General features: G+C 55.3%; 19 protein-coding genes. 11 read left to right on the forward strand and 8 right to left on the reverse strand.

Annotated features, from left to right (window positions below):
• The first annotated feature begins 84 nt into the window (after positions 1 to 84).
• The 4 genes from LZU96_RS21885 (at position 85) to LZU96_RS21905 (ending at position 3,825) form a co-directional block, all read left to right on the forward strand.
• A complete protein-coding gene (locus tag LZU96_RS21885) occupies positions 85 to 1,152 on the forward strand; it encodes an SDR family oxidoreductase (protein ID WP_233988690.1) in 1,068 nt (355 codons plus the stop codon).
• 88 nt (positions 1,153 to 1,240) lie between these two features.
• Positions 1,241 to 1,897 carry an SDR family oxidoreductase gene (locus tag LZU96_RS21890; protein WP_233988802.1) on the forward strand — a complete coding sequence of 219 codons (657 nt, stop codon included), beginning with the start codon at positions 1,241 to 1,243 and terminating at the stop codon, positions 1,895 to 1,897.
• Between the two features lie 635 nt (positions 1,898 to 2,532).
• On the forward strand, positions 2,533 to 3,024 hold the full coding sequence (locus tag LZU96_RS21895) for an Hcp family type VI secretion system effector (RefSeq protein ID WP_233988691.1): 492 nt from the start codon (positions 2,533 to 2,535) through the stop codon (positions 3,022 to 3,024).
• Between the two features lie 375 nt (positions 3,025 to 3,399).
• Positions 3,400 to 3,825: a Shiga toxin A subunit gene (locus LZU96_RS21905; RefSeq protein ID WP_233988692.1), complete on the forward strand. Its 426-nt coding sequence runs from the start codon at positions 3,400 to 3,402 to the stop codon at positions 3,823 to 3,825.
• 151 nt (positions 3,826 to 3,976) lie between these two features.
• Here the strand turns inward: LZU96_RS21905 and fumA are convergent, their stop codons facing one another.
• Complete coding sequence (gene fumA, locus LZU96_RS21910) at positions 3,977 to 5,623, reverse strand: class I fumarate hydratase FumA (RefSeq protein WP_233988693.1); 1,647 nt, start codon at positions 5,621 to 5,623, stop codon at positions 3,977 to 3,979.
• A 158-nt stretch (positions 5,624 to 5,781) separates the two neighbouring features.
• The gene (locus LZU96_RS21915; protein ID WP_233988694.1) at positions 5,782 to 7,290 is read right to left on the reverse strand and encodes an anion permease; all 1,509 of its coding nucleotides are present in this window, start codon (positions 7,288 to 7,290) and stop codon (positions 5,782 to 5,784) included.
• A gap of 589 nt (positions 7,291 to 7,879) precedes the next feature.
• Here LZU96_RS21915 and LZU96_RS21920 point away from each other — a divergent pair.
• Both LZU96_RS21920 and LZU96_RS21925 read left to right on the forward strand, forming a co-directional pair.
• On the forward strand, positions 7,880 to 10,657 hold the full coding sequence (locus LZU96_RS21920; protein WP_233988695.1) for a flavocytochrome c: 2,778 nt from the start codon (positions 7,880 to 7,882) through the stop codon (positions 10,655 to 10,657).
• A 62-nt stretch (positions 10,658 to 10,719) separates the two neighbouring features.
• Positions 10,720 to 11,688 (forward strand): FAD:protein FMN transferase, encoded by a 969-nt coding sequence (locus LZU96_RS21925; protein WP_233988696.1) that lies wholly within the window; start codon positions 10,720 to 10,722, stop codon positions 11,686 to 11,688.
• Here LZU96_RS21925 and dcuR read toward each other — a convergent pair.
• Both dcuR and LZU96_RS21935 read right to left on the reverse strand, forming a co-directional pair.
• The gene (gene dcuR, locus LZU96_RS21930; RefSeq protein WP_233988697.1) at positions 11,682 to 12,401 is read right to left on the reverse strand and encodes a two-component system response regulator DcuR; all 720 of its coding nucleotides are present in this window, start codon (positions 12,399 to 12,401) and stop codon (positions 11,682 to 11,684) included. The two genes, LZU96_RS21925 and dcuR, sit on opposite strands and share 7 nt — an antisense overlap.
• A complete protein-coding gene (locus LZU96_RS21935; RefSeq protein ID WP_313188808.1) occupies positions 12,398 to 14,032 on the reverse strand; it encodes a sensor histidine kinase in 1,635 nt (544 codons plus the stop codon). Before LZU96_RS21935 ends, dcuR begins: the two co-directional genes overlap by 4 nt.
• A gap of 312 nt (positions 14,033 to 14,344) precedes the next feature.
• Between LZU96_RS21935 and mqo the strand changes: the two genes are divergently transcribed.
• On the forward strand, positions 14,345 to 15,994 hold the full coding sequence (gene mqo, locus LZU96_RS21940) for a malate dehydrogenase (quinone) (protein WP_233988699.1): 1,650 nt from the start codon (positions 14,345 to 14,347) through the stop codon (positions 15,992 to 15,994).
• A gap of 73 nt (positions 15,995 to 16,067) precedes the next feature.
• Here the strand turns inward: mqo and LZU96_RS21945 are convergent, their stop codons facing one another.
• The gene (locus LZU96_RS21945) at positions 16,068 to 16,355 is read right to left on the reverse strand and encodes a VF530 family DNA-binding protein (protein ID WP_233988700.1); all 288 of its coding nucleotides are present in this window, start codon (positions 16,353 to 16,355) and stop codon (positions 16,068 to 16,070) included.
• Between the two features lie 207 nt (positions 16,356 to 16,562).
• Between LZU96_RS21945 and LZU96_RS21950 the strand changes: the two genes are divergently transcribed.
• Positions 16,563 to 17,879: an MFS transporter gene (locus LZU96_RS21950; RefSeq protein WP_233988701.1), complete on the forward strand. Its 1,317-nt coding sequence runs from the start codon at positions 16,563 to 16,565 to the stop codon at positions 17,877 to 17,879.
• Positions 17,880 to 17,937: 58 nt separating this feature from the next.
• On the opposite strand, the gene LZU96_RS21955 is transcribed toward LZU96_RS21950, so the two are convergent.
• Complete coding sequence (locus tag LZU96_RS21955) at positions 17,938 to 19,404, reverse strand: pyridoxal phosphate-dependent decarboxylase family protein (protein WP_233988702.1); 1,467 nt, start codon at positions 19,402 to 19,404, stop codon at positions 17,938 to 17,940.
• A 14-nt stretch (positions 19,405 to 19,418) separates the two neighbouring features.
• The gene (locus LZU96_RS21960) at positions 19,419 to 20,801 is read right to left on the reverse strand and encodes a diaminobutyrate--2-oxoglutarate transaminase (protein WP_233988804.1); all 1,383 of its coding nucleotides are present in this window, start codon (positions 20,799 to 20,801) and stop codon (positions 19,419 to 19,421) included.
• Positions 20,802 to 21,564: 763 nt separating this feature from the next.
• Between LZU96_RS21960 and LZU96_RS21965 the strand changes: the two genes are divergently transcribed.
• Entirely contained in the window at positions 21,565 to 21,966 is a 402-nt protein-coding gene (locus LZU96_RS21965) for an SRPBCC family protein (RefSeq protein WP_233988703.1), read from the forward strand.
• A 10-nt stretch (positions 21,967 to 21,976) separates the two neighbouring features.
• Positions 21,977 to 23,524 (forward strand): UbiD family decarboxylase, encoded by a 1,548-nt coding sequence (locus tag LZU96_RS21970; RefSeq protein ID WP_233988704.1) that lies wholly within the window; start codon positions 21,977 to 21,979, stop codon positions 23,522 to 23,524.
• A 44-nt stretch (positions 23,525 to 23,568) separates the two neighbouring features.
• Here LZU96_RS21970 and LZU96_RS21975 read toward each other — a convergent pair whose 3' ends face one another.
• Complete coding sequence (locus LZU96_RS21975) at positions 23,569 to 24,591, reverse strand: FUSC family protein (protein WP_233988705.1); 1,023 nt, start codon at positions 24,589 to 24,591, stop codon at positions 23,569 to 23,571.
• A 289-nt stretch (positions 24,592 to 24,880) separates the two neighbouring features.
• Between LZU96_RS21975 and LZU96_RS21980 the strand changes: the two genes are divergently transcribed.
• A complete protein-coding gene (locus LZU96_RS21980; protein WP_233988706.1) occupies positions 24,881 to 26,080 on the forward strand; it encodes an MFS transporter in 1,200 nt (399 codons plus the stop codon).
• The last annotated feature ends 211 nt before the right edge of the window (positions 26,081 to 26,291 follow it).

Consider the following 26,291-nt stretch of genomic DNA (forward strand, 5'->3'; position numbering starts at 1 on the left):
GTTGAGAATGCTGTGAATTAATGCCAGAGATAAGAACTGGATTCTCTATTAGGCTTAGCATTACGCAAAACGAGGAGAAATCAAATGAAAAAACAGGCTTTGATTGTGGGTATCAGCGGCGTTATCGGCCGGGCACTGGCGGACAAGCTGCAGCAGGAGGGCTGGGAAGTGACCGGCCTGTCACGCGGACGCGGCGCCGTGCCGGAAGGCGCGACCAGCCTGACCGCCGATCTGACCGATGCGGATGCGGTGCGTGAGGCCCTGAAGTCAGTGAAACCAGATGCGCTGTTCTTCAGCGTCTGGGCGCGTCAGGAAAATGAAAAAGAGAACATCCGGGTCAACGGCGGCATGGTGCGCAACGTGATCGAGGCGCTGGGCGAGCGGCTGAAGGGCGCGCACGTCGCGCTGGTAACCGGTCTGAAACACTACCTGGGGCCGTTTGAAGCCTACGGTAAAGGCGCAGTGCCGGTGACGCCGTTCCGTGAAGAGCAGGGCCGTCAGCCGGTCGACAACTTCTATTATGCTCAGGAAGATGAGCTGTTTGCGGGCGCGGAAAAGTATGACTACCGCTGGAGCGTTCACCGCCCGCACACCATCATTGGTTACGCGGTCGGCAACGCGATGAACATGGGCCAGACGCTGGCGGTTTACGCCACTCTGTGCAAAGAGAAAGGCTGGCCGTTTATCTTCCCCGGCTCACCAGAGCAGTGGAATGGCGTCGCCGACATGACCGATGCGGGTCTGCTGGCCGAGCAACTGCACTGGGCGGCCACCTCACCCGCGGCAGCCAATCAGGATTTCAACGCCGTGAACGGCGATGTGTTCCGCTGGAGCTGGATGTGGCCGAAACTGGCTGAGTATTTCGGTATCGAGGCTGCCGATTTCCCGGCGCAGATGATGCCGCTGGAAGGCCGGATGCAGGAGGCGGCCAGTGCGTGGCAGGAGATTGCCCGGCAGCACCAGTTGCGTGAAGCGGATGTGAGCAAGCTCGCCTCCTGGTGGCATACCGATGCCGATCTGGGACGTCCGATGGAAGCCTTTACCGACATGAGCAAAAGCCGCAAAGCTGGCTTCACCGGCTATCGCAGCACGCTCGACTCCTTCACTCAGCTGTTTGATAAGCTGAAAGCGGAAAAAGTCATTCCGCAGTAATCACACAGGCGCCGCATCAGGCGCCTGTTCTGTTTCTGGCGGATGGCTATACTTCGGCTCTCGCTCAATGAACAGAGGAACTGAAATGATGGCGACATGTTTTATTATCGGCGCGGCCGGAAAAGTTGGCCTGCGACTGACGCGTCAGTTGAGCGCTAAGCAGCACGCGGTTTCGGCACTGCATCGTAAACCGGAGCAGGCTGCGACGCTGCAGGCGGCGGGTGCGCAGCCGGTAGCTGGCGATATTCAGCAGCTGACGGTTGATGCGCTGGCGCAACAGATGGCCGGTCACGAGGTGGTGGTTTTCACCGCCGGTGCCGGTGGCGCGGGTATTGCGTTAACCAACGCGATTGACGGCGATGGCCTGGATCTGGCGGTCGCGGCGGCGGAGCAGGCAGGCGTACCGCGCTTTATTCTGGTCTCGGCGTTTCCCGATGCCGGTCGCGGTAAAGCGATATCAGAAGGCTTCGAGAACTACATGCGGGTCAAACGGCTGGCGGATGCGCGGCTGGTGGCGAGCGGGCTGGAGTGGGTGATTCTGCGTCCGGGCACGCTCACGGATGCCGCGGGCACCGGTCGGGTAAAGGCCGATCTGGCACTTCCTTACGGTGAAATCCCGCGTGATGATGTCGCGGCTACGCTGGTCGCCCTGATTGAAAATCCGGCGATCAAATATCAGATAATCGAGCTGACCACCGGCGATCAACCGATTGAAGCGGCGCTGCAACGGCTGCAGCGCGGTTAAAAAAAGCCCCGCAAAAACTGAACTGCACCCCATAAGGTAAGGCCCAACTGATTAAGGTGCAGTTCAGTGCGTAATCCCCGCTCTTTCCTCAGGTATGGACGGCGGTAGTCACACCTGATCTGAATGACAGGATGACTATCGTGAGATAGCCATCCATACTGGCGTGCGCCTCACGGCAGTCCGCGCCGTCATCGATGATTAACTTTCGCTCCGCGGTGGCACTGATAAATTTAACCCCGAATGAAACAGTGGAATAAATACTTTCAGAGGTCCGATCCCAGGCAGTTCCCCGTTCTGAAACGCGCAACATCAACAATCGGATGCCCTAAATAGGGATATCCTCTATCCGCCAGCGCCACGCGATAATTCCCCAGAGGCTCATGCCACACTGCGCGACCTTCGGACTAACGTTACCCGAAAAAAAAAGAACCGCTGGGCTGGCAGAGGGTCCTTTTCAATACCGGAAAGCCCTTGCAGGGATTACGCCGGGAGCATGAACTGAATGCCTGGCTGAACGCAGAAGGAGAAATGTGTGCCGTACTTGATACCCATCAATTAATAATCATTCAACATTTCATATTAGCAGGTCAGGAAGAGGATAATTCCCTACCTCATAGGACAAGGGAGTCTGCTAAATGGCTATACCCGTATATCTGTGGCTTTATGAAGAAGAAGGAAAATTATTAAACGGACCTGTCGCTGTTACTGGACGCGAAGGAAGCATCGAGCTAACCGGAATGCAGCATGATGTGTTTATCCCAACGGACGATAAAACAGGTGCAGTGACAGGCACGCGTCAACATGAGGCCTATACCTTTGAAAAGCTGATAGATAGCTCGTCGCCGCTATTGTATAAGGCGCTCACAACAGGGAAAACACTAGCTAAAGCAGTGTTTAAGTTTTACCGAATCAACTACCACGGTCAGGAAGAGGAATATTTCGTTACGAAGCTCGAAAATGTAAAAGTTTCTCATGTGGTATCTGTTTTGTTCGACGCCAAAGATCCAGATTATGACAAGCACGGCCATACAGAACATGTCGGGCTGCGTTATGAAAAAATCGATTGGCATTATATAGACGGTAATATTAAACACGCAGATAGCTGGAAAGTGCGGAAGACAGTATAAGGAAATCACAGTGTGAAAATGGCTCTATAAACAAAGTACAGGTGAGTTATACCGCGATGGCAAGCTAATTGAAGCAGGCTATTCCGGCATATTAACGAATAAGAATAACCCTGATCGCGAGCAGGTTCGTGGTATGGGGCCTATCCCGCGAGGAACGTGGAGAATTGGCAGTACCGGAACGAGTAAAGGCCCGCTAACCATTACCCTGAATCATATCAGCGGCAATTCTTACGCGCGTGATATGCATACATTCAGAATGCACGGTGACAAACGCCACGGCATCAAGGGGTTTGCCTCTGAAGGCTGCATTATTATGGGGCCTTCCACGCGTTTGCTGGTCAGTAAAGATCACGGCGCGATCCTTGAGGTGGTGAGGTGATTCGCCGTTATGGGCTGATGCTGGCTCTCTTACCGTTCGCGGGTCATGCAGAAGAAATTGCTGGTAGCGAGTGCGCCGCACGGGGTCATTATGCTGAGGAGATGCTCTTATCCGCGGTCACTCAGGCAGGGGTAAAGGGGATTGAGCGAGATAAAACTATCGTCGAGGTGCTGAATCTTTCCCCTGTTTCCGAGGCGCTGGCACATCAGTTTGCGCAGACAGATGCCAAAACCGGTAAGGGGCTTTCGCTCAAAGATTACTACGGTATATACCATGACAACGGCGCAATGAGCCTGACGGTTAAATACATCTATACCAACGCGAGAGGCGCAGGCAATGTATATATTGTCTCCAGCCTGTTAAATAACGATGAGTGCTCTGTCCGGTTTAATGGCTATCTGACACTGTCCCGTGAGTTCTGAACGGTAGCGGGTAATCTGTGAGGATGTCAGGTCAATGCGTGGGGGAGTTACGTTGCATTCCCCGACCAGTCTGATTCAGGCTGGCCGGGGGAAACATCAAAAGCTCGCGTGTCTGACTTTGAAGATGAGGTTCAGAATCTGAGCTTTTTTATTACTTCACGCATTTCGCGCAGTGTTGACGCTCGATGTGCTGGAAGAAATCGTTCCCTTTGTCATCCACCAGGATAAAGGCCGGGAAGTTTTCCACCTCAATTTTCCAGATCGCTTCCATCCCCAGTTCAGCATACTCCACGCATTCCAGATGCTTGATGCTCTGTTGCGCCAGTACCGCAGCCGGGCCACCGATGCTGCCCAGATAGAAACCGCCATGCTTCTGACAGGCATCGGTCACCTGCTGACTGCGGTTACCTTTGGCCAGCATGATTTTGCTGCCGCCGTGCGCCTGCAGCAGATCAACGTAAGAATCCATCCGGCCTGCAGTCGTCGGGCCGAGCGATCCTGAAGCGTAGCCTTCCGGGGTTTTGGCTGGGCCAGCGTAATAGACCGGATGATCTTTCACGTACTGTGGCAGACCTTCACCGTTATCAATGCGCTCTTTCAGTTTGGCATGGGCAATATCACGCGCCACGATGATGGTACCGGTCAGCGACAAACGCGTAGAGACCGGATAAGCCGACAGCTGCGCCAGGATCTGCTCCATCGGACGGTTCAGATCGACATGAACCACTTCACCTTCACCCTGCTGACGCAGTGCTTCAGGGATCAGGCGACCTGGATTAGCTTCCAGTTTTTCAATCCAGATGCCGTCGCGGTTGATCTTCGCCTTGATATTGCGGTCTGCCGAGCAGGAGACGCCCATGCCGATCGGGCAGGAGGCACCGTGACGCGGCAGGCGAATCACGCGGATATCATGGGCGAAGTATTTACCGCCAAACTGTGCGCCGAGGCCCAGTTGCTGCGCGGCTTCCAGCAGTTCCTGTTCCAGCTGAACGTCGCGGAACGCCTGACCATGCTCATTACCTTCGGTCGGCAATCCGTCGTAATAGTGGGTCGATGCCAGCTTGACGGTTTTCAGGGTGCTTTCGGCCGAGGTTCCGCCAATCACAAACGCGATGTGGTAAGGCGGGCAGGCGGCGGTACCGAGGGTACGCATTTTGTCGACCAGGTAATTCTTCAGCTTGCCAGGGCTGAGCAGCGCCTTGGTTTCCTGATAGAGATAGGTTTTGTTGGCAGAGCCGCCGCCCTTGGCGATGCAGAGAAACTTATACTCATCGCCATCCACGCTGTAGAGATCAATCTGCGCAGGCAGGTTGGTGCCGGTGTTGACCTCGTTATACATATCCAGCGCCGCATTTTGTGAATAGCGCAGGTTATCTTCGATAAAGGTGTTATAGACGCCCTGCGACAGCGCGGCTTCATCGCCACCACCGGTCCAGACCCGCTGGCCTTTTTTACCCATGATGATGGCGGTACCGGTATCCTGGCAGGTTGGCAGTACGCCTTTGGCGGCGATTTCGGAGTTCCTTAAAAACTGCAGCGCGACATATTTGTCGTTGTCGCTGGCGTCCGGGTCGTCAAGGATCGAGGCGACCTGCTGCTGATGCGCCGGACGCAGCATAAATGAGGCATCGTGGAACGCCTGCTGCGCCAGCAGTGTCAGGGCTTGCGGTGCCACTTTCAGCACTTCCTGACCATCAAATTCAGCGACTGAGACGTGCTCGCGGCTCAGCAGATAGTATTCGGTATCCTCGTGGGTAAGAGGAAAGGGGTTCTGATAGAAGAAAGGTTTGTTCGACATTTTTTCTCACTTAATGACCAGCTGAACCGTCGCGAACGGCTGTGAGGGTCAACATCATCGGCGAATTAATCGTTTATTATATTTACCCGCCGCCGGGATGGCGGCGGGTAAGGTGTGGAATGGTATCTTATAACGCGTTGATCTGCATGTTAACCCGGTCAGAACATCCACACCATCCACGGATAGGCAATCAGCATCATTGAAGCCAGGAAGATGGCACCGAAGATGGTACCCAGACGCCAGTAGTCTTTGGTAGGCAGATAACCGCTGCCGTAGTAAATCGGACTTGGACCGGTGCCGTAAGGCGTGATGATGCCCATCACACCGAGTGAGGTACACAGCATCAGACAGAAGACTGGCATGTTGATACCCGGAATAGATGCCGCAATGGTCAGCATGGCCGGTAACAGTGCGGTGGTGTGCGCAGTGGTACTGGCGAACAGGTAGTGCAGCAGGAAGAAGGCGATTAACAGCACCACGGCGGAAACCTGCGGGTCATATCCCTGTAACAGCATGCCGCCTTCTTTACCTAACCAGGCGATGAAGCCGACACGGGCCAGACCATCGGCCAGCGCGACCAGGGTTGCGAACCAGGCAAAGGTGTTCCAGGCCGCTTTGTTGCTGGTGATGTCATTCCAGTTCAGTACGCCGGTCCACAGCATCAGGATAATCACCAGCAGTGCCGCCATCGCCGGTTCGATCCAGGCCGTCGCGAAAATCCACATCAGCAGGGCACAGACAACAAATACCAGCAGCAGGATTTCGTTACGGGTCAGTTTGCCCAGTTTTTCCAGTTCTGAGATTGCCCATTTTGGCACTTCATCATTGATTTTTACTTCAGGCGGATAGAACCAGTAAGCCAGCAGCGGCATGGTCAGAATCAGTAACACACCCAGCGGCAGGAAGGCGAGGAACCACATTCCCCACGAGATATCGAAACCGATAACGCTTTTCACCAGCGCCAGTGCTAACAGGTTCGGTGCCAGCGCAGAGAGGAACATTGAGCTGGTGATACAGGCCGCTGTAATGGCAACCCACATCAGATAAGAACCGATTTTACGTGCGCTCGGATCGTTAGGTTTAGAGCCGTACAGCGGCGGGAGGTTAGCAATAATCGGGTAGATGGTGCCGCCACTGCGCGCGGTGTTGGAAGGCGTAAACGGTGCCAGCAACAGGTCAGCAAAGGTAATGGCGTAGCCGAGCGTCAGGCTGCGGCGGCCCAGATATTTCACCAGGATCAGCGCCAGTCGACGACCAAACTGGGTTTTGTCGTAGCCCGCAGCGAACATAAAGGCACCGAAAATCAGCCAGACGGTAGAGTTACCGAAACCGCTGACCGCCCACTTGAACGACTCACCGGCGAGTTTGAATTTCGGGTTAGCCAGCTCCGCCGGACTGAACAGCAAAAACTGACTGAACAGGGCGATGACGACGACACCGGTCAGACCGATCACCGCGCCAGGCAGTGGCTCAAAAATCAGCCCGACAATCACGCCGACAAAGATCGCGAAGAAGTGCCAGGCGTAGGGTTCGAGCCCGGCAGGAACCGGCACCAGTAGCAACAGCACCGCGACCAACACCGGTAAGGCAAGCATGATAGCTTTCTTTTTTCCCGCCGCAGCAGGGGCTGCTTTGGGCGGTTCATTCACAGCTGAGAGTGGTTTCATAGTATTTGTCTGCAAGTTGAGAAGAATGCGATTATGCGCCCCGATCGATCACTGACTGCTTTCTTTATTATTCTTAATAACGTGAATAAATCGTGACGCCGTTATTTTTTTTGCCTGACAGCTGCAAGAGTAAGCAGCTTTTTAAATCAATGTGAATATGATGCGATTTCTGAAAATATAGATTTTTGATCCAGATCAATAAAATTAAATCGTTATTCCTGATTTTTAACATTTATTTTTAATTTATATCCCGCCACTGGACCTTTCACGCTTTTTGTGATGCGGATCGGCAATCAGGTTACCGTCTGACTCACAAGCCTATGTTATAACTCCTTGATATGCAATAAAATGTTTTTAAAGTAAACGAAGGGTTGATTTTTGGTAACTCATGGTTAACAATTAATATAACTTCTGTAATTGTTTTCAGCAAATAAAAACTCTAAACCGTTTAAAAGTTTAAAAAGTAAATTTATCGCTTATATAAGCAAAGAAAATGGTATATTTAACCCATGACATCGGACCACTTAATTAAGCGATACTTTGCGTCCGCTAAAAATTTTCAGGCTTTTAAATTTTGGAGTTTATCGTAATGAATACTCTCACCCCGATTCTCACTCCCCTCACCCTTCCTGGCGGCGCGGTACTAAAAAATCGTTTAGTCATGGCACCGATGACCACCTGCACCGGTTTTTATGACGGCACCGTGACCAGCGAGCTGGTGGAATATTATCGTGCGCGCGCCGGCAGTATCGGCACCGTGATTGTCGAATGCTGCTTCATTGATAACCGTGGCCCGGCGTTTCCCGGCGCGATTGCCATCGACAGCGACAATAAAATCCCGGGACTGAAACGCATCGCTGACGCCATCAAATCAGAAGGGTCAACCGCGATCCTGCAGATTTATCACGGTGGCCGCATGGTGGAACCGGAGCTGATTGGTGGTAAAACGCCGGTGGCCCCAAGCGCTATCGCGGCACCGCGTGAAGGTGCAACCAAACCGCTGGCACTGAGCGCTGAAGAAGTCGAAACCATGATCACCAAATTTGGTGATGCGGTGAACCGTGCGATCAAGGCGGGTTTTGACGGGGTAGAAATTCATGGTGCCAATACCTATCTGATCCAGCAGTTCTACTCGCCAAACTCTAACCAGCGCGATGACAAGTGGGGCGGCAGCCGCGATAACCGCGCACGTTTCCCACTGGAAGTGCTGGAAATCACCCACAAGATGGCAGAGCGTTTTGCGCATAACTCCTTCATCATTGGCTACCGCTTCTCGCCGGAAGAGATTGAAGTACCCGGCATCCGCTTTGACGACACGCTCTATCTGCTGGAGAAACTGGCGGCGCGCGGGCTGGACTATGTCCACTTTTCGGTGGGTCAGCTGCTGCGTCCGTCGATTGTCGATACCCAGGACCCGACGCCGCTGATTGAAAAATTTGTGGCGATGCGTTCGCCGGTGCTGGCAAAAGTGCCGGTGATTGGGGTTGGCGGGGTAGTGAATAAATCAGATGCCGAGATGGCGCTGGAAAAAGGCTATGACCTGGTTGCAATCGGTAAAGCCTGTATCGCCTATCCGGACTGGACCGACCGCATCGTCAATAATGAGCATCTCGATCTCTATATCGACAGTAACAAACGCGAAGAGCTGCAGATTCCGGAACCGCTGTGGCGCTTCTCGCTGGTTGACGCGATGATCCGCGACATGAGCGAGTCAGGTCGCAAATACAAAGCCGGTGTGTATCAGGAAAAAGTGGAAGCCGAAGCGCTGAAGCTGAAAATCAACGTCACGCTGGATACCGACCGTATTACCGATATTTCGCTGGTCCCGGATGACACGCTGGATGTGGACTTCACCACCACCTTTGAGAACCTGCGTAACCGCATTCTGGTCGCCAATAGCCCGCATGTTGATGCGATTACCGGCGCCACGACGCAAAGTGAAGCCCTGAAGAAAGCCGTATCGCGCGCCCTGACTCATTCCAGCAAAGCGCACGTTATCGAAGAGGGCGGAAATCCTAACGCACCGCAGAATTACGATGTGGTGGTGGTGGGCAGCGGGGGCGCTGGCCTTGCCGCAGCCATTCAGGCGCATGATGAAGGTGCGCGGGTGGTCATTATCGAGAAGATGCCGACCATTGGCGGTAACACCATTAAAGCCTCAGTCGGGATGAACGCCGCGGAAACCCGCTTCCAGAAACTGAAAGGCATTGAGGACAGCAAAGAGCTGTTCTACGAAGAGACGCTGAAAGGCGGCAAATTCAAAAACAATCCGGTGCTGCTGCGTGAGTTCGTGGACCTGGCACCAGAAGCGATTGAATGGCTGGCCGACCACGGTATTGAACTCAATGACATCACCATTACCGGCGGGATGAGCATCGACCGTACTCACCGTCCGGCAGACCGTTCTGCCGTCGGCGGATTCCTGATCAGCGGGCTGGTGAAGAATATCAACAGCCGTAACATCGAAGTGCTGCTGGAAACGTCGGTGGCAGAAATCCTGTATGAAAATGGGGCGGTTGCCGGGGTAAAAGTGGTTGATGAGTACAACGATAGCCGTATCCTGAATGCCAAAAGCGTGATTGTCGCGACCGGCGGCTTCAGCGCTAACCGTGAACTGGTGGTTAAATATCGTCCTGAACTGGATGGCTTCGTCACCACCAACCACAAAGGCGCAACCGGTAGCGGTATCGCCATGCTAACCAAAATCGGTGCCGGCACGGTGGATATGGGCGAAATCCAGATTCACCCAACGGTAGAACAGACCACCTCTTATCTGGTTTCAGAGTCAATTCGTGGCGGCGGCGCCATCCTGGTGAGCCAGGCTGGACAGCGTTTCTACAATGAAATGGAGACCCGTGACAAAGTCTCGGCGCAGATTATCGCGCTGCCAGAGAAAAGTGCCTGGATCGTGTTTGACGAGCAGGTACGGATGAACAACAAAGCGGCCGATGAGTATATTGCGAAAGGCTTCGTGGTGAGCGCACCGACCGTGGGTGAACTGGCGGTGAAACTCAATATGGAACATCGCGCGCTGGAAGAGACGCTGGCCCGTTACAACGGCTTTGTCATTCAGCAAAAAGATGAAGACTTTGGCCGCCAGACGGCGCTGCGTCATCCATTAAGCGAAGGTCCGTTCTACGCGATTCGCGTTGCGCCGGGCGTCCATCACACTATGGGCGGCGTCACTATCGACACCACCACGGCGGTACTGGATAGCCAGCAGCAGGTGATTAACGGCGCCTGGGCCTGTGGGGAAGTGGTCGGCGGCATTCACGGCGCTAACCGCATCGGCGGTAACGCAGTCGCCGATATCATTATCTTTGGCATCCTGGCGGGCGGTAACGCGGCAGCTTACGCGAAACGTTAAACGCTCTCTCCGGCATCTGCGTCCTGCGGATGCCGGTTTTTCTCTTCAAAGCAGAGTCGCCTATGTTAACTGATGCGCGTGTCTATGCTTACTCCGCGGTTCTGATGGGTTCGCCCATTCTGCTCAAACTGTTTGAACACAATGAACCCCTTGCCGGACAGGTTTTCCGCCTGATTAAACAGCAGGAGAACCTGTTTACCGTCAATCGTGCCGGTTCTGAAGTGATGGCGATTAACCAGGCGGCGGGTCAGCATCCGGTGGCGGTCAGTCAGCCGGTATTCGATCTGATCGCCTGCGCTCATGCTGTCAGCCTGCTGCCCGACAGCCGGTTCAACCTCGCGATTGGTCCGCTGGTGAAGTGCTGGAAAATTGGGTTTCAGGGCCATAGCGTGCCGCCTGCGGCGTCATTGCAGGCCTGTCTGGCACTGACCAATCCGCATGACGTGATGCTTGATCCGGCGACCCACAGCGTCATGCTGGCGAAAGCCGGGATGGAAATTGACCTTGGGGCGATCGCAAAAGGCTACATCGCCGATCGGGTGCAGGCGTTTTTGCGTCAGCAGGGAGTAAGCAGTGCGTTGATCAATCTCGGCGGTAACGTGCAGACGGTCGGCTCGCCGCAGGAGGAAGACTCAGCGGGATGGGCAATTGGCCTGAAAAAACCGTTTGGTGCGCCAGATGAACTGATCGGCGTGATTCACGTTGCCGATAAATCGGTGGTGACGTCCGGTATCTACGAACGCTTTTTCGAGCTGGATGGCGTCTGCTACCACCATATTCTTGATGACCGCAGCGGTTATCCGCTCGATAACGAACTGCTGAGCGTGACGGTTATCTCTGACCGCTCAATCGATGGCGATATTTACACCACACTGCTGTATGGCATGGGCGTGGAAAAGGGAATTGCCTGCCTCGCCGATCAGCCTGATATTGAGGCGATCTTTGTGACCCGTGACAAGCAGATCATCTGCTCGTCACAACGTCACTTTTCCTTCCAGCAACTCGATCCTCATTACCGGCAGGCTTACTGACAATATTGCTTCAGCAGGGTGTGATATTCCGGCTGTAAGCGATAACGATAAACCGGTCTGCCGGTTACGCCATAGTGAATGCTGGTGAACAGAATATTAATCTGCGCCAGCCAGATCAGGTATTTACGGCAGGAAACCCGTGAAATATTCACCTCTGTTGCCAGCTCATCGGTGGAAAACTCGGTACCCGGATGCGCATCGATCCACAGGCACAGCGTACGTAACGTCTGTGGCGTCAGACCTTTTGGCAGCCGTTTCTGTTCACTGGCGCCAGGCGGGTTGCCGTGCAGCAGCTGATCCACATCCGACTGCTGGTAAAACTGGTGATTATCCATCAGCGCTTTTTTCTGCCGCCAGCCGGTCAGCGCCTCTTCAAAACGGGCAAACTGGAACGGTTTAATCAGATAATCCACGACGCCATAGTTGAGCGACGTTTTGATAGTGGCCGCATCCGCCGCCGAGGAGATGATGATCACGTCGACAGGCCGCCCGGCGCTGCGCAGTTCCGGCAGCAGGTCCAGACCGTTCTCCTGCTGCATATAGATGTCCAGCAGCACCAGATCAACCTGCGAATCAGCCTGTAACAACTGCTCTTTGGCCTGCTGTAACGTCGACGCGGTGCCGCAGCAGGTAAATCCGGCGATCTGAGCGATATAACAGCGATTCAGCTCGGCTACCATAGCATCATCATCGACAACTAAGACATTGATCATTCGACTTTTATTCCTCTCTCCCACGGGAGTTGCACTAAGAACTGGGTGAACACACCAGGCTCGGACTCAACGCTGACATTACCGCCCAGACTTTCGGTTTGCTGCCTGACCAGGAACAGCCCCACGCCACGATCGTCGCCCTTTGACGAGACGCCACGTTCAAAGATGGCGGCGAGCTGCGACCCGTCAATGCCGGGCCCATCATCACTGACTTCACACGCCAGCCAGCCATTCTGATAATGCAGCATTAGGTGGATTTCACCTTCGGTTTCCGGGTCCAGCGCCTCAAGTGCGTTTTCGATTAAATTACCCAGCACGGTAATCAGTACGGCGCTCTGTTGTTCACTGCCGCAGTCGGGCAGAAAACTGGCCTCATCGATAATCAGCTGGTGCCCTTCATCGGTCACCCGACTGATTTTGCTTAACAGAAAGCCCGCAATCACCGGTGATTTGATCTTCTGTATCAACGAACCGATTTCGGTCTGGTAGTTATTCGCCGTTTTCAGGATGTACTCTTCCATCTGCGCATAATTTTTCATGTGCAGCAGCCCCAGAATCACATGCAGCTTATTCATGAATTCATGGGAGCGTTCACGCAACGCATCGACATAGTTTACCATGCCGTCCAGACGCTGCATCAGCTGGCTGATTTCGGTTTTATCCCTGAAGGTGGTTACTGCGCCGATAATGCGTTCGCCGCTGCGTACCGGCACGGTATTGCTGATCAGAATACGGCCGCCGAGAGTCAGCTCTTCGTCATGCCAGGCTTTGCCCTGGTGCAGCGCATCCTGTTGATGACTGTGCATCACGCTCTCTTCCGGCAGGCGATCGCCACTGAGCATGGTTTTGCGGGTCGTTTCATGCAGCAGCTGTTGCGCAGCCTGATTAATCAGGCTGACGCGAGACTGGTCATCCACCGCAATCACGCCCTCTTTAATCGAATTGAGAATGGCCTGACGCTGCTCAAACAGGCTGGAAATTTCATGCGGTTCCAGCCCCAGCAAAATGGTCTTGAGCCGTCTGACCAGAATATAGATGCCCAGCAAACCGACAAGGGTGCCAAATAAGACGGTCCAGACAATGTTCCAGCGGCTTTTTGCTATCTGCGCTGCCACATCATTGAGTGAAATACCGATAGCCACAACGCCAATTTGCTGATGACGGTCGTTAAAAACCGGGGTAAAAACCCGCAGGGCCTCAACCAGTACGCCGTGATTAACCGCGACATTTTCCCGGCCAGTCAGCGCCGGATTAAGATCGTCACCGATGAAATGTTTGCCAATCGCGTCGGGATTAGGATGCGAAAAGCGGATGCCGCCCATATCGGTAACCACCACGAACAGCAGGCCGTTACGTTTGCGCGCCGCTTCGGCAATCGGCTGGATCAGCGTCTGACCGTCCGGGCGTCCCAGTCCGCGCTGGACCTCGGGGCTGTCTGCCACCGTACGTGCTACCGCCATCGCTTTATCTTTCAGGTGCGACTGAGCGAAATTATCGATCTGAATGAAATAGAGCAGATGGACGCACAGCAGGACGGTAAAAATCACCGCCGTCATCATCAGCGTGGTCAGCGTGCTGAGCTTCATCGGCCGTCGGTTAAGGGCGTATCGTTTATGTGACTGGATTTTCATGAGCGTTCGGTACGGGTAAGGGTATCGCCAGGAAACATACGCTAAGACGCGGCACCAGTACAGGATTAGCCGCGCGCGTGGCAGTAAAAACAGCGGCACAATATTTGCCTTAGGGGATTGAATAATTCAAAGCACACCCTTAATGTGTGGTTAAAATAGATAGCAAATTAAGTAAGCCTTTTGTAATTAAATTAAGGCGGAAATGCTATTTTTAATTTTATAACTATTTTCACATTAACTCATAAATAACATTATTTTAAACTTTGAGGACTTTTTTTAACCAGTGTTATTAAGTTAACAGTAGATTGCATAATGATTAGATCAACCAAAGTTATTCCTGCACTTTCCCTCGCGGCCTTGCTTGTTTCTTCAGCTCTCCACGCTGAAACTTCACCAGAGAAAACCGACGTACTGTTAATTGGCGGCGGCATCATGAGCGCCTCGATGGGGGCCATGCTGGAAGAGTTACAGCCAGGCTGGAAACAGATCATGGTTGAGAAACTGGACGGTGTGGCGCTGGAATCCTCAAACGGCTGGAACAATGCCGGGACCGGTCACTCGGCCAACATGGAGCTGAACTATACGCCTGAGCGTAAAGATGGCTCGATTGACGTGACGAAAGCGCTGGAAATTAACGAAGCCTTTATGGTGTCGCGCCAGTTCTGGACCGCTCAGGTTAAAGAAGGCGTCCTGCACGATCCCCGCAGCTTCATCAACTCTACGCCGCACATGAGCTTCGTCTGGGGCGACAACGTCGACTTCCTGACCAAACGCTACGCGGCACTGCAGAAAACGGCGCTGTTCCAGGGCATGAAGTTCTCCACCGATCACCAGCAGATCGCTCAGTGGGCACCACTGGTGATGGAAGGCCGTGATCCGCAGCAGAAAGTGGCTGCGACCTGGACACCGGTCGGTACCGACGTCAACTACGGTGAAATCACCCGTCAGCTGATCGGCAGCCTGAAGAAAAATGACAACTTCCGTCTGGAAACCTCCTCTGAAGTGACGGACTTCAAACGTAACGGCGACAACTCGTGGCACGTCACCATCAAAGATGCCAAAAATGGCAATGAGCGTGCGGTTGATGCCAGGTATGTCTTTATCGGTGCCGGCGGCGGCGCGCTGAAGTTACTGCAGAAAACCGGCATTCCTGAAGCTGAAAACTATGCAGGCTTCCCGGTAGGTGGGTCGTTCCTGGTAACCGAAAACAGCGCGATTGCCGATCGTCATCTGGCAAAAGTGTACGGTCAGGCTTCCGTCGGCGCACCACCGATGTCGGTTCCGCATCTGGATACCCGTTACCTCGATGGCAAGCGCGTCGTGCTGTTTGGGCCGTTCGCGACGTTCTCGACTAAGTTCCTGAAAAATGGTTCGCTGTTTGATCTGCTCAGCACCACCACTACCCACAACGTGATCCCGATGACGCACGTTGGGATGGATAACTTCGACCTGGTGAAATATCTGGTGGGTCAGGTGATGCTGACTGACGATGACCGCTTTGCTGCGCTGAAAGAGTACTATCCGGATGCGAAGAAAGAGGACTGGAAACTGATTCAGGCCGGTCAGCGCGTCCAGATCATCAAGAAAGATGAAGAGAAGGGCGGCGTGCTGAAACTGGGCACCGAAATCGTGACCGATCAGCAGAAAACCGTTGCTGCACTGCTGGGTGCATCACCGGGTGCCTCTACTGCGGCGCCAATCGCACTGAACGTGATGCAGAAACTGTTCCCGGAAGAGTTTAAGTCAGCCGAATGGCAGGCGAAGATTCACAAAATGATCCCGGGTTACGGCCAGAAACTGAACGACAACGTTCCGCTGCTGCAGCAGGTCTGGAATGACACGGCATCAACGCTGCAACTGACCACCCCGCCGGTGATCCATATGGATGGCAACGCGACCGCAGCGCCAGCAGCACCGGCTGAGAAACCGGCCGCTTCACCACAACACGATATGGCGCTGTAACAGCCGCTTAATCGTCAAAAAGCCCGCGCCGGTTAGCCGACGCGGGCTTTTTTTATTCCTCCGGCAACCGCGATTATTCCGGCTTGTTGCCACGCCAGCCCGCCCAGGGGTCCTCTTCAGCCGGCGGTGTTGCGTCAGTTTTCTCATCCAGCGACGCCAGATAGAGTGCTTCGACTTCGGCCCGCGCCCACGGCGTGCGGCGCAGAAACTTCAGGCTCGATTTCACGCTGGGATCGCTTTTGAAACAGTTAATGTTGATGCGTTTACTCAGTTCAGACCAGCCATACTGTGCAACTAAATGGTTTACCTGCATTTCGAGCGTGACGCCGTGCAGAGGATCTTTTGAGGTGTGTGCGTTCATGGTTTATCCGCCCGGTTCAGTTAATTGCGCACATCCTGACGATCGTCGCGCCGGAGTGCAAGCCTCCCAGGCGAAAAAGCGGAGCATCCGCCAGCCATCTCACCTTTTATGTGGCTGAGTTAACGCGATCCATACCCGTTCGGGCAATTTATCACCGATTATGCTAATCATAAGCGATTGATGCGACGACAAAAAGGATCACCTGCCATGTCCGATTCCGCAGATAAGCTGCTCAGTTCCGCCAGCCGTAAACGTGCCTTACTGGCCGGTTCGGTGGGCAATTTTATCGAATGGTATGAGTTTGCCGTTTATGGCTTTCTCGCCACCCTGATTGCGCAGAACTTTTTCCGGCTTGAGGGAGAGTCGGCGCTGACCGGGATTCTGCTGACTTATGCCTCGTTCGCTATCGCCTTCTTTTTCCGTCCGCTTGGGGCGATCATCTTTGGCCGGATGGGTGACCGCATCGGACGTAAGCCGACGCTGATTTTTGTGCTGATCATGATGACACTGGCGACCACCGCCATCGGGCTGGTACCGACCTACGCCACGCTGGGGGTGCTGGCCCCGCTGATGATAACCGGGTTGCGGATTCTGCAGGGGCTGTTCGCGGGCGGCGAATATGGCGGGGCGGTCTCGTTGATGACCGAATTTGCGCCACGCGGTAAGCGCGGCTTGTTTGGTGCCTGGCAGTCGTTCACCGTGGCGCTGGGGCTGCTGGCGGGCGCAGGCATTGTGGCGCTGCTCTCACTGTTGTTAAGCCCTGAACAGATGCTGGCATGGGGCTGGCGTGTCCCGTTCTTTCTCGCGCTGCCGTTGGGTGCGCTGGCGCTCTGGCTTCGGGTACAGATGGAAGAGACGCCGGCCTTTATCCGGCAACAGTCAGAATCCGTACCTGAAAGGGTGACGGCCAGCTTCGGCGCGACGCTGAAAACCATTCTGCTCGGCATCTGCCGGCTGATGGTCTGGTCGGCCGCCGGCTATACCTATCTGGTGATCATGCCAACTTACCTGCAGGCGTCGCTGCATACCGGTTTTAATCAGGCGTTACTGATTGCGGTGATTTCGAACCTCGGCTTTGCCGCGACCATTATTCCGGCCGGTATGCTGAGCGATAAGATTGGCCGTCGCGCAGTGATGGTGACCGCGGCGGTGCTGCTGTTGCTGCTGGCGCTGCCGCTGCTCAACGTACTGCAGGCGGAAAGCAGTGGGCTCGGGCTGAAGGCGCTGGTGGTGTTTATTGCGGGCGGGATTGTCGGACTACTGGCGGGACCGGGACCGGCGATGCTGGCGGAGATGTTTCCCACGCGGGTGCGCTATACCGGGCTGGGGCTGGCCTATTCACTCTCGAACGCCGTCTTCTCCGGCTGTGCCGGATTGATCATTACCGGGCTGATTAAACAGACCGGCAATCTGGATATTCCCGCCTGGTACGTGATGATCACCGCGCTGATCAGTATTGTGGCGCTGATGACCCTGAACAAGGATGACCATCTGCGGCTGCTGGATGAGCCGCCGTCGCGCTGAACCGGCGGTTACAGGCATAAAAAAGGCTCCCGGAGGAGCCTTTTTAACAACCGATAACTTACACCAGTTGCTGCGCGGTGGTTTCCACCAGAGTCAGCAGGATTTGAATGTCTTCCAGCGTGACGGTCGGGTTCAGCAGCGTCATTTTCAGACAGGTGACGCCGTTAAATTCGGTGACGCCGACGTTGGCGCGACCTGACTCCAGCAGGGCATCGCCAATACGCTGATTCAGCAGCGCGATATCCGCATCGCTGAGGTGCGCCAGATGGGCCGGACGATAGCGGAACAGCACGCTTGCCAGCTGCGGCTTCATCACCAGTTCCAGCGCGGGCTGTTGTTCAACATAGTGAGCAACCTGCTGCGCCAGCGTCACACCGTGATCGATGATCGCGGCATACTGTTTCTGACCCAATGCTTCCAGGCCCATCCACAGTTTCAGCGCATCGAAACGGCGGGTGGTCTGCAGCGACTTCGACACCAGATTCGGTACGCCCTGCGCTTCATCAAACTCCGAGTTCAGGTAGGCCGCCTGGTAACGCATCAGCTCATAGTGACGCGCTTCCTTCAGCAGGAAAGCGCCACAGCTGATGGTCTGGAAGAACTGCTTGTGGAAGTCGAGCGTGATGGAGTCCACCAGTTCAATCCCATCCAGATAGTCGCGGTACTGCTCGGAGAGCAGCAGCGCGCCACCCCAGGCGGCATCGACGTGAACCCAGATCTGCTGTTCCGCCGCCAGCGTTGCGATCTCGCGCAGCGGGTCGATGGCACCGGCATCAGTGGTGCCTGCGGTCGCGACAATCGCCAGCACCTGCTCGCCGTTGGCCTGAGCCTGGGCCAGCTTGTGACGTAAATCGTCCAGATCCATACGGGCGAAGCGGTCCGTTTTGACCAGCGTCACCGACTGATAGCCGAGGCCCAGCAGCGCCATGTTTTTCTGCACGGAGAAGTGGGCATTTTCTGAACAGAAGACTTTGATCTTCTTCAGATCGCCGGTCAGACCATCCTGCTGTACGGAGTGTCCCTGGCGGGCAAACCAGGCATCACGCGCCAGCATCAGACCCATCAGATTGCTCTGGGTACCGCCGCTGGTGAAGACGCCCGCGTCGCCCGGCTGATAACCCACCTGCGTACGCAGCCATTCGATCAGCTTCATCTCAATTATGGTGGCGGAAGGGGCCTGGTCCCACGAATCCATGCTCTGGTTGGTGGCATTAATCAGGACTTCGGCCGCCTGGCTGATCACCAGACTTGGGCAGTGCAGGTGCGCGACACACTGCGGGTGATGCACTGACAGGCTGTCTTTCAGAAAGTATTCGATGGCGCGTTCAATCGCGGCCTGGTTGCCCAGGCCCTGAGGATTGAAGTCCAGCGTGATACGTTCACGCAGCTCAGCGACGGTTTTGCCCTGATACATCTCAGGTTGTTCCAGCCACTTAACGACCGCCGCGCTACTCTGGGCAATCGCCTGCTGGTAGGCCTCGGTGCTCTGTGCTGAGGCCGCCAGAATCGGGTTTAACCGGGACATTGCATTCACTCCACTCAAACGGGTTTCACGCCAGCTGACAGCAGGGCGTTTTCAAATTTATCCATAAACACGTCGAGTTCTGCATTGGTGATCAGCAGCGACGGCAGCAGACGCAGCACGCTACCGTGACGACCGCCACGCTCCAGAATCAGGCCGTTTTCAAAACATTTTTTCTGCACCAGCGCCGAGAGCTCGCCATCTGCCGGGAAGCTGCCCATGTGATCGGCGGCTTCGTCAGGTTTCACCATCTCGATACCGATCATCAGGCCCAGGCCACGCACGTTACCGATAACCGGATAACGCTGTTGCAGTTCACCCAGTTTACCTTTCAGCCACTCGCCCTGCGCCGCGACTTTATCTGCGATGTTGTTGTCTTTCAGCAGTTTCAGGGTGGTGAGGCCGGTTGCCATCGCCAGCTGGTTACCGCGGAACGTCCCGGTATGATGGCCCGGAGACCAGGCATCGAACTCTTTCTTAATGCCGAGTACCGCCAGTGGCAGACCGCCGCCAACCGCTTTCGACATCACGATGATGTCCGGCTCAATACCCGCGTGTTCAAAGGCGAAGAACTTACCGGTACGGGCAAAACCTGCCTGCACTTCATCCAGGATCAGCAGAATGCCATGTTCCTGAGTGACTTTACGGATGCGCTGCAGCCATTCCGCCGGGGCCGGGTTGACGCCGCCTTCACCCTGAACCGCTTCCAGGATCACGGCTGCAGGTTTGCGCACGCCGCTCTCAACGTCGTTGATCAGGTTTTCGAAGTAGTAGGTCAGCGCTTTGACGCCCGCTTCACCGCCAATTCCCAGCGGGCAGCGGTAAAGGTGCGGATAAGGCATGAACTGCACTTCCGGCATCATGCCGTCGACGGCTTCTTTGGGTGACAGGTTACCGGTCACTGACAGCGCGCCGTGGGTCATGCCGTGATAACCGCCGGAGAAGCTGATCACGCCGGAACGACCGGTGTGCTTTTTCGCCAGCTTCAGTGCGGCTTCTACCGCATCCGCACCGGATGGGCCGGTAAACTGCAGGCAATACTCTTTGCCCTGGCCTGGCAGTAAAGAGAGCAGGTATTCAGAAAATTCATCTTTTAACGGCGTAGTCAGATCGAGGGTATGTAACGGCAAGCCGCTGGTAATGACATTTTGAATACTTTGCAGAACGTCTGGATGGTTATGGCCCAAAGCCAGCGTTCCGGCACCGGCAAGACAATCAAGATACTGATTATTCTCGACGTCGGTGATCCAGACACCTTGCGCTTTCGCAATCGCGAACGGCAATTTACGAGGGTAACTTCGAACGTTTGATTCAAATTCAGCCTGACGGGCTAAATAGGTTTCATTGTTTCCGTTTAAGGTCTGTGCATTCAAACTATCAATACGGACTTTATCCGTCATCATATCTCTCCTACAACCGGGACGGGTGTAACGTCGCAGTTGAATAAATGAATTAAAAAAGTAATGGGCATCGATAAAACGCGGCCAATATATTGGTTTTTCAGGTCCGACTCAATGATTAATTTCATCGGAAGTTTACGGATTATTTGCTTTGTTTATCAACGGTTTGATCTCTTTATGACCATTTTTATCGGCGCGATTCTTTACGGACGCTTTTAATAAAGCACGTAAAAACACGTGTTTACCCTGGCTGACCGTCATTACGTGGCGGTTAACCAGTTGTGTAAAAGGCTGTTTCTGGCAAAAAAACACGGTAAACGACGACGCAAAAATCGGTAAAAAAGCCTGTCGCGGTGTTCGGTTGCGTCCTGATTAAATAATCACGGCATTACAGTAAATTCGTTAAAATATTAAACCTTCCATTAACAATTAATTAATCTCACACCCGCTTACCGTGGTTAACCGCAACGGCAGGGTCGGCGTTATGACGCTCTCTGTGTGCTAAACCCAGCGACATTGTTACCGGCACGCGTGCAGAAGGTGCTACCGGATAGGGCCCTGGCGGCGGACGCTGATCGTCTCACCGGGTGAATGGTTACAATTACTGACTCAAACCTTACCTGGCTGCCAGCCGCCGTGGTCAGGGCCTTCAGCGGCCGATGGCACCGCACAGACCGGATAAGCCTTCTCTGGATCAAACTGAGCCCGGCGGGGATACATATACTTTCTGCGACCCTTTCCATTCGCCGTTCAGGGAGTTCTTATGATTACGCTCCATCACGCAATAAAAATCACCGCTGCACGAAGCCAGGTCTATGCCGCCTTAACGGATATCACTCAACTCGCCAGCTGGCAGCTGGGCGTGGTTGAAGGGACGATTGCGCCGGGCGAAATCCTGACGTTGCGACCCAGTCCGCACGCCCACATCAGCTGGCGAACCGACCAACTGGTGCCGGATGAAGAGCTGGTACAGACCTCGGTTGAAGAGCCGGACAGCCCGGCGGGAAAAACCCTGCGTATCACCCTGGCCGATTTCGGACCCGATCAGACCATTGTGGCGCTCAGTCATGGTGGCTGGTCTGACCGCGATCCGCATCTGCCGTTCTGCAATACCCGCTGGGGCGAAGTGTTACTGCATCTGAAAAGCTGGGTAGAAGCCCGATAAGGAGAGAATCATGCCGCAAAAACGCCCGACCTCGTATCTTGAGGTAAAACCTGGCGACCCTCATCCACAAGGCTGGCAGGTGCCGCCGGTTAACGATCTGCGCTCGGCGATTGCCTTACTGCAAACGCTACCGGGTCAATACATTGAAACCGATCGCGAAGTCGATCCCATTGCCGAGCTGGCGGGCGTCTACCGCTACATTGGTGCGGGCGGGACGGTCATGCGACCCACCCGGATCGGTCCGGCCATGACCTTTAATACCATCAAAGGCTTTCCGGATGCGCGAGTGCTGGTGGGATTAATGGCCAGCCGTGAACGGGTTAGCGCGCTGCTGGGCGCGCCGGTGCGGGAGCTGGGGATTCAGATGGCGCAGGCACGACGCAACGTGACGCCGCCGGTAACGGTAGAGCAGCAGGACGCGCCCTGTCAGCAGGTGGTCTACCGCGCCGACGATCCTGACTTCGATCTGCGCAAAATTCTGCCCGCGCCGACCAATACCACGGAAGATGCCGGACCTTTCTTCTGCCTCGGACTGGTGCTGGGCAGCGATCCGGACGACCGTAATAATACCGATGTGACGATCCACCGTCTCTGCGTGCAGGGTAAGGATGAGATGTCGATCTTTTTCGCGCCAGGTCGCCACATTGACGCGTTCCGGCGCAAAGCTGAAGCGGCGGGCAAACCGCTGCCGGTCTCAATCAATATGGGGCTGGACCCGGCCATTACCATTGGTGCAGAGTTCGAAGCGCCCACCACGCCGTTTGGCTTCAATGAACTCTGTGTCGCGGGCGGGCTGCGTGGTCAGCCGGTGGAACTGGTGGAGTGTCTGACGATCGATCAGCGCGCCATCGCCCGGGCGGAGATTGTTATCGAGGGCGAGATTCTGCCTGACGTTCGGGTTGCGGAAGATCAGCACACCCACACGGGCAAAGCGATGCCGGAATTTCCGGGCTATACCGGCGACGCTAATCCTTCCCTGCCGGTGATCAAAGTGAAAGCCATTACCACCCGCCATCAGCCGATTTTACAGACGCTGGTCGGGCCGGGCGAAGAACATGTCAGCCTGGCGGGCATTCCTACCGAGGCCAGTATCTATCTGCAATGTGAGGATGCGCTGCCCGGACTGGTGAAAAACGTATATGCCCACAGTGCCGGTGGCGGCAAGTTTCTGGCGGTGCTGCAGGTGGCGAAACGCAATGCCGGTGATGACGGCATGACCCGCCAGGCGGCGCTGATTGCGCTGGCGGTTTATCGCGAACTGAAGAACGTCATTCTGGTGGATGAGGATGTCGATCTGTTTGATACCGATGACGTGATGTGGGCGATGCAAACCCGCTTTGTGGGCGACCTCGATACGATATTCGTTCCCGGTGTGGCCGGCCATGTGCTCGATCCTTCACAGCAGCCTTTTTACGATCCGCGTATCAGCGACAAAGGCACCACCACTAAGACCATCTTCGACTGCACCGTGCCATTTAAACTCAAACCGCATTTCGTGCGTGCGCAGTTTGCCGAGGTCGATCCCAGCCTGTGGGCGCCTTCACTGTTCCCGCGTTAACCTTTATGGGTTTTAGCCCGCCGCCATCGGGCGGCGGGTCCGCCTCAGTAAAGCGTTTCAAAATCCGCGGTGCCAGTTAGCTTCGCCTGTACGGCAGCGGCCAGTCGGGTCAGCATAATCGCGGCCAGCGCAAAGCCGCTGCCGATAGCGGTGGCCAGCAGGCGATCCTCCGCCACGTTGCCCTGCACCAGTCCGGTGAGCGAAATCATCAGCACCACCATCAGCGTGACAAAAAAGGTAAAAACAAAATAAGAACCGTTCGCCAGCCGGTAGGAGAGCGTAAACGCCACGTAAGCGGAGAGGAGAAAGGCGGCTGCCAGCACGCCTGGCTGCGGGAGAAGGTGGGTAAGAATGCCCGCCGCCAGACAGCCGGATAAGGTGCCCAGCGTCCGGGCGGGGACCCGCAGCAGCGACTCGCGAAAATGGTTACGCAGGCAGAGCAGCAGCGTCATGCCGGTCCAGTAGCCGTTCTTCACCGAAAAATGCTGCACCGTCACCAGCGCGGCACCCATAGCGACGACGGCAAACACCACCGACCAGCGCAGGTGTATTCTGGGCCGCGAGGTCTGGCGAAGACGTCGCAGCGCGCTGCGCCAGCTCAGCCTGCTCAGCGATTGCAGCCGGAAATCTCCGTTTCGCAGTAGCAGGCAAATCAGCGTGAGCTGCACGGCACCGCCGAGCATCACCAGCCCGGCGCGGCTGGCAGCATGAGTGATATCGCCCGGAAAATAGCCTGAAATCATCCAGGCGATGGCTGACTGCTGTACTACCCAGCCAGCCGTCCCGTTGATCCCACTGATCACCGCGTAGCCAGCGGCAAACAGCATTGCGCCGCTGACAAACAGCACCAGGCTGTGGGCCAGCGCACCCAAAAAAGCAAACAACCCGAGGCCGAGCAGCGTGACCAGCAGTAATTTTGCTGACGATCCCTCCCAGGTTTTACTCGCACCAAACGCCAGCGGCAGCGCACCACTGGCCATCACGCTGGCCTCCCGTAGATGATCGGTGCCCAGTCCGAAGCCAAAAATTAGCAGGATCGCGGGCAGGCAGCAGAGCGCTAATCGCATGTCGTGTCTGCATTGCTGAAAATTGTTCACGGCGTTTCCCTGATTTGAATCGCGATGGCAACATTGCCGCGGCTAAAAGTGTGAACCAGATCTCATCGCTCAGCCAGGTTTTTAGCCGGCCGGGCAGGGGGAATCGCCGGACAAGTGGCGGGTAAAGTGTGCGCAATGTCACATTATCGGGTTGCTAACCGGGGGCTTCCTTTCTATAGTCTGCCCGCATTTGCAGCGCGTCAGGACGATAGATGTCCGGCTCTGCGGTTTTGTTATCTGTTCAATCCATTGGGAAATTATGTTGTCAAAAAATAATCGGGAAACCGACGCTGCCGGCTTTGCCCGCTGGGCATTGCTGGCGCTGGCGCTGGGCGGATTCGGCATCGGCACTGGCGAGTTCATCATGATGGGCCTGCTGCCCGATGTATCACGATCGCTCGCGATTACTGAGCCGCAGGCGGGGAACTCCATCGCCAGCTATGCGCTCGGCGTGGTGGTGGGTGCGCCGGTTATTGCCGTACTGGCTGCGCGGATGGCGCGTAAGTCGCTGCTGCTGATCCTGATGGCGCTGTTCAGCGCGGGTAATGTCGCCAGCGCCATGGCTGACAGCTATCACGGGCTGATTGTGGCGCGCTTCCTGACCGGCCTGCCGCACGGTGCCTATTTTGGCGTGGCGTCACTGGTGGCCGCCTCGCTGGTGCCGATCGAGCGACGTGGCCGGGCGCTGGCGTCACTGATGCTCGGGCTGACGGTGGCAACCCTGGTCGGTGTACCGCTGGGATCGTGGATTGGGCAGTTGTTTAGCTGGCATGTAGTCTTCACCTTTGTCGGTGCCATTGGCGTGCTGACCTGTCTGCTGATTGGCCGTTATGTGCCTTACACGCCCGGTGATGCCGATGCGCATCCGTTGCGTGAACTGGGTGCGCTGAAAAACCCGCAGGTCTTGCTGACGCTGCTGGTGGGTGCGGTCGGATTCGGCGGCATGTTTGCCATCTTCAGCTACATCGCACCGACGCTGATCAACATTGCCGGTATGTCAGCGTCGCTGATTCCGTGGGCGATGGTGGCGTTTGGTCTGGGGATGATTATCGGTAACCTGGTGGGCGGTCGACTGGCTGACGGGCGGGTGCTGAATATCATTGGCTGGACGCTGTTATGGAATGTCATGGTGATGGCGGCGTTCCCGCTACTGGTGCAGCATGTGGCAACCGGTCTGCTGGCGACCTTCCTGATCGGTACCTGTTCTGCCATGTTGCCGTCGCTGCAGATCCGCCTGATGGATGTTGCCAATGATTCACAAACGCTGGCGGCAGCGATGAACCACTCCGCGCTGAACATTGCCAACGCGATGGGGGCGTATCTGGGAGGCCTGACGGTGTCGCTGGGCTTTGGCTGGATCTCTACCGCCTGGGTCGGTGTGGCGCTGGGCATCGCCGGTTTGCTGGTGTTCACCGTTACCGCTCGTCACGCTGCGCGGCAGCAGCCTCAACCGGCATAATTACCCGCATCGAAAGCGCAACGAAATAAGATATTATCGTTGCGCTTTATCTGAACCTGTCCGGCATTAATATTTCTTGCTATTATCCTGCGCCGGGTTATTTATTTTATTCGCACATGCTCTTATTTTCGGCGCCAGGCGAAGCGCGACATTTCCCGAAAGCAGAAAAGGCCGCTGCGATTAAAAGCGCTCCGGACGTCTGGATGTTAAA

Origin of the sequence: Pantoea agglomerans, from assembly GCF_021397715.1 — a bacterium.
Taxonomy (GTDB): Bacteria; Pseudomonadota; Gammaproteobacteria; order Enterobacterales; family Enterobacteriaceae; genus Pantoea; species Pantoea astica.

Excerpts from the sequence above, each read along its gene's own strand:
- LZU96_RS21955 (WP_233988702.1), bottom strand. The coding sequence starts at position 19,404 with ATGTCCCGGTTAAACCCGATTCTGGCGGCCTCAGCACAGAGCACCGAG.
- LZU96_RS21960 (WP_233988804.1), bottom strand. The coding sequence starts at position 20,801 with ATGACGGATAAAGTCCGTATTGATAGTTTGAATGCACAGACCTTAAAC.
- dcuR (WP_233988697.1), bottom strand. The coding sequence starts at position 12,401 with ATGATCAATGTCTTAGTTGTCGATGATGATGCTATGGTAGCCGAGCTG.
- mqo (WP_233988699.1), top strand. The coding sequence starts at position 14,345 with ATGATTAGATCAACCAAAGTTATTCCTGCACTTTCCCTCGCGGCCTTG.
- LZU96_RS21920 (WP_233988695.1), top strand. The coding sequence starts at position 7,880 with ATGAATACTCTCACCCCGATTCTCACTCCCCTCACCCTTCCTGGCGGC.
- LZU96_RS21885 (WP_233988690.1), top strand. The coding sequence starts at position 85 with ATGAAAAAACAGGCTTTGATTGTGGGTATCAGCGGCGTTATCGGCCGG.
- LZU96_RS21935 (WP_313188808.1), bottom strand. The coding sequence starts at position 14,032 with ATGAAAATCCAGTCACATAAACGATACGCCCTTAACCGACGGCCGATG.
- LZU96_RS21975 (WP_233988705.1), bottom strand. The coding sequence starts at position 24,591 with ATGCGATTAGCGCTCTGCTGCCTGCCCGCGATCCTGCTAATTTTTGGC.
- LZU96_RS21895 (WP_233988691.1), top strand. The coding sequence starts at position 2,533 with ATGGCTATACCCGTATATCTGTGGCTTTATGAAGAAGAAGGAAAATTA.
- LZU96_RS21950 (WP_233988701.1), top strand. The coding sequence starts at position 16,563 with ATGTCCGATTCCGCAGATAAGCTGCTCAGTTCCGCCAGCCGTAAACGT.
- LZU96_RS21980 (WP_233988706.1), top strand. The coding sequence starts at position 24,881 with ATGTTGTCAAAAAATAATCGGGAAACCGACGCTGCCGGCTTTGCCCGC.
- LZU96_RS21890 (WP_233988802.1), top strand. The coding sequence starts at position 1,241 with ATGGCGACATGTTTTATTATCGGCGCGGCCGGAAAAGTTGGCCTGCGA.
- LZU96_RS21945 (WP_233988700.1), bottom strand. The coding sequence starts at position 16,355 with ATGAACGCACACACCTCAAAAGATCCTCTGCACGGCGTCACGCTCGAA.
- fumA (WP_233988693.1), bottom strand. The coding sequence starts at position 5,623 with ATGTCGAACAAACCTTTCTTCTATCAGAACCCCTTTCCTCTTACCCAC.
- LZU96_RS21965 (WP_233988703.1), top strand. The coding sequence starts at position 21,565 with ATGATTACGCTCCATCACGCAATAAAAATCACCGCTGCACGAAGCCAG.
- LZU96_RS21970 (WP_233988704.1), top strand. The coding sequence starts at position 21,977 with ATGCCGCAAAAACGCCCGACCTCGTATCTTGAGGTAAAACCTGGCGAC.
- LZU96_RS21915 (WP_233988694.1), bottom strand. The coding sequence starts at position 7,290 with ATGAAACCACTCTCAGCTGTGAATGAACCGCCCAAAGCAGCCCCTGCT.
- LZU96_RS21925 (WP_233988696.1), top strand. The coding sequence starts at position 10,720 with ATGTTAACTGATGCGCGTGTCTATGCTTACTCCGCGGTTCTGATGGGT.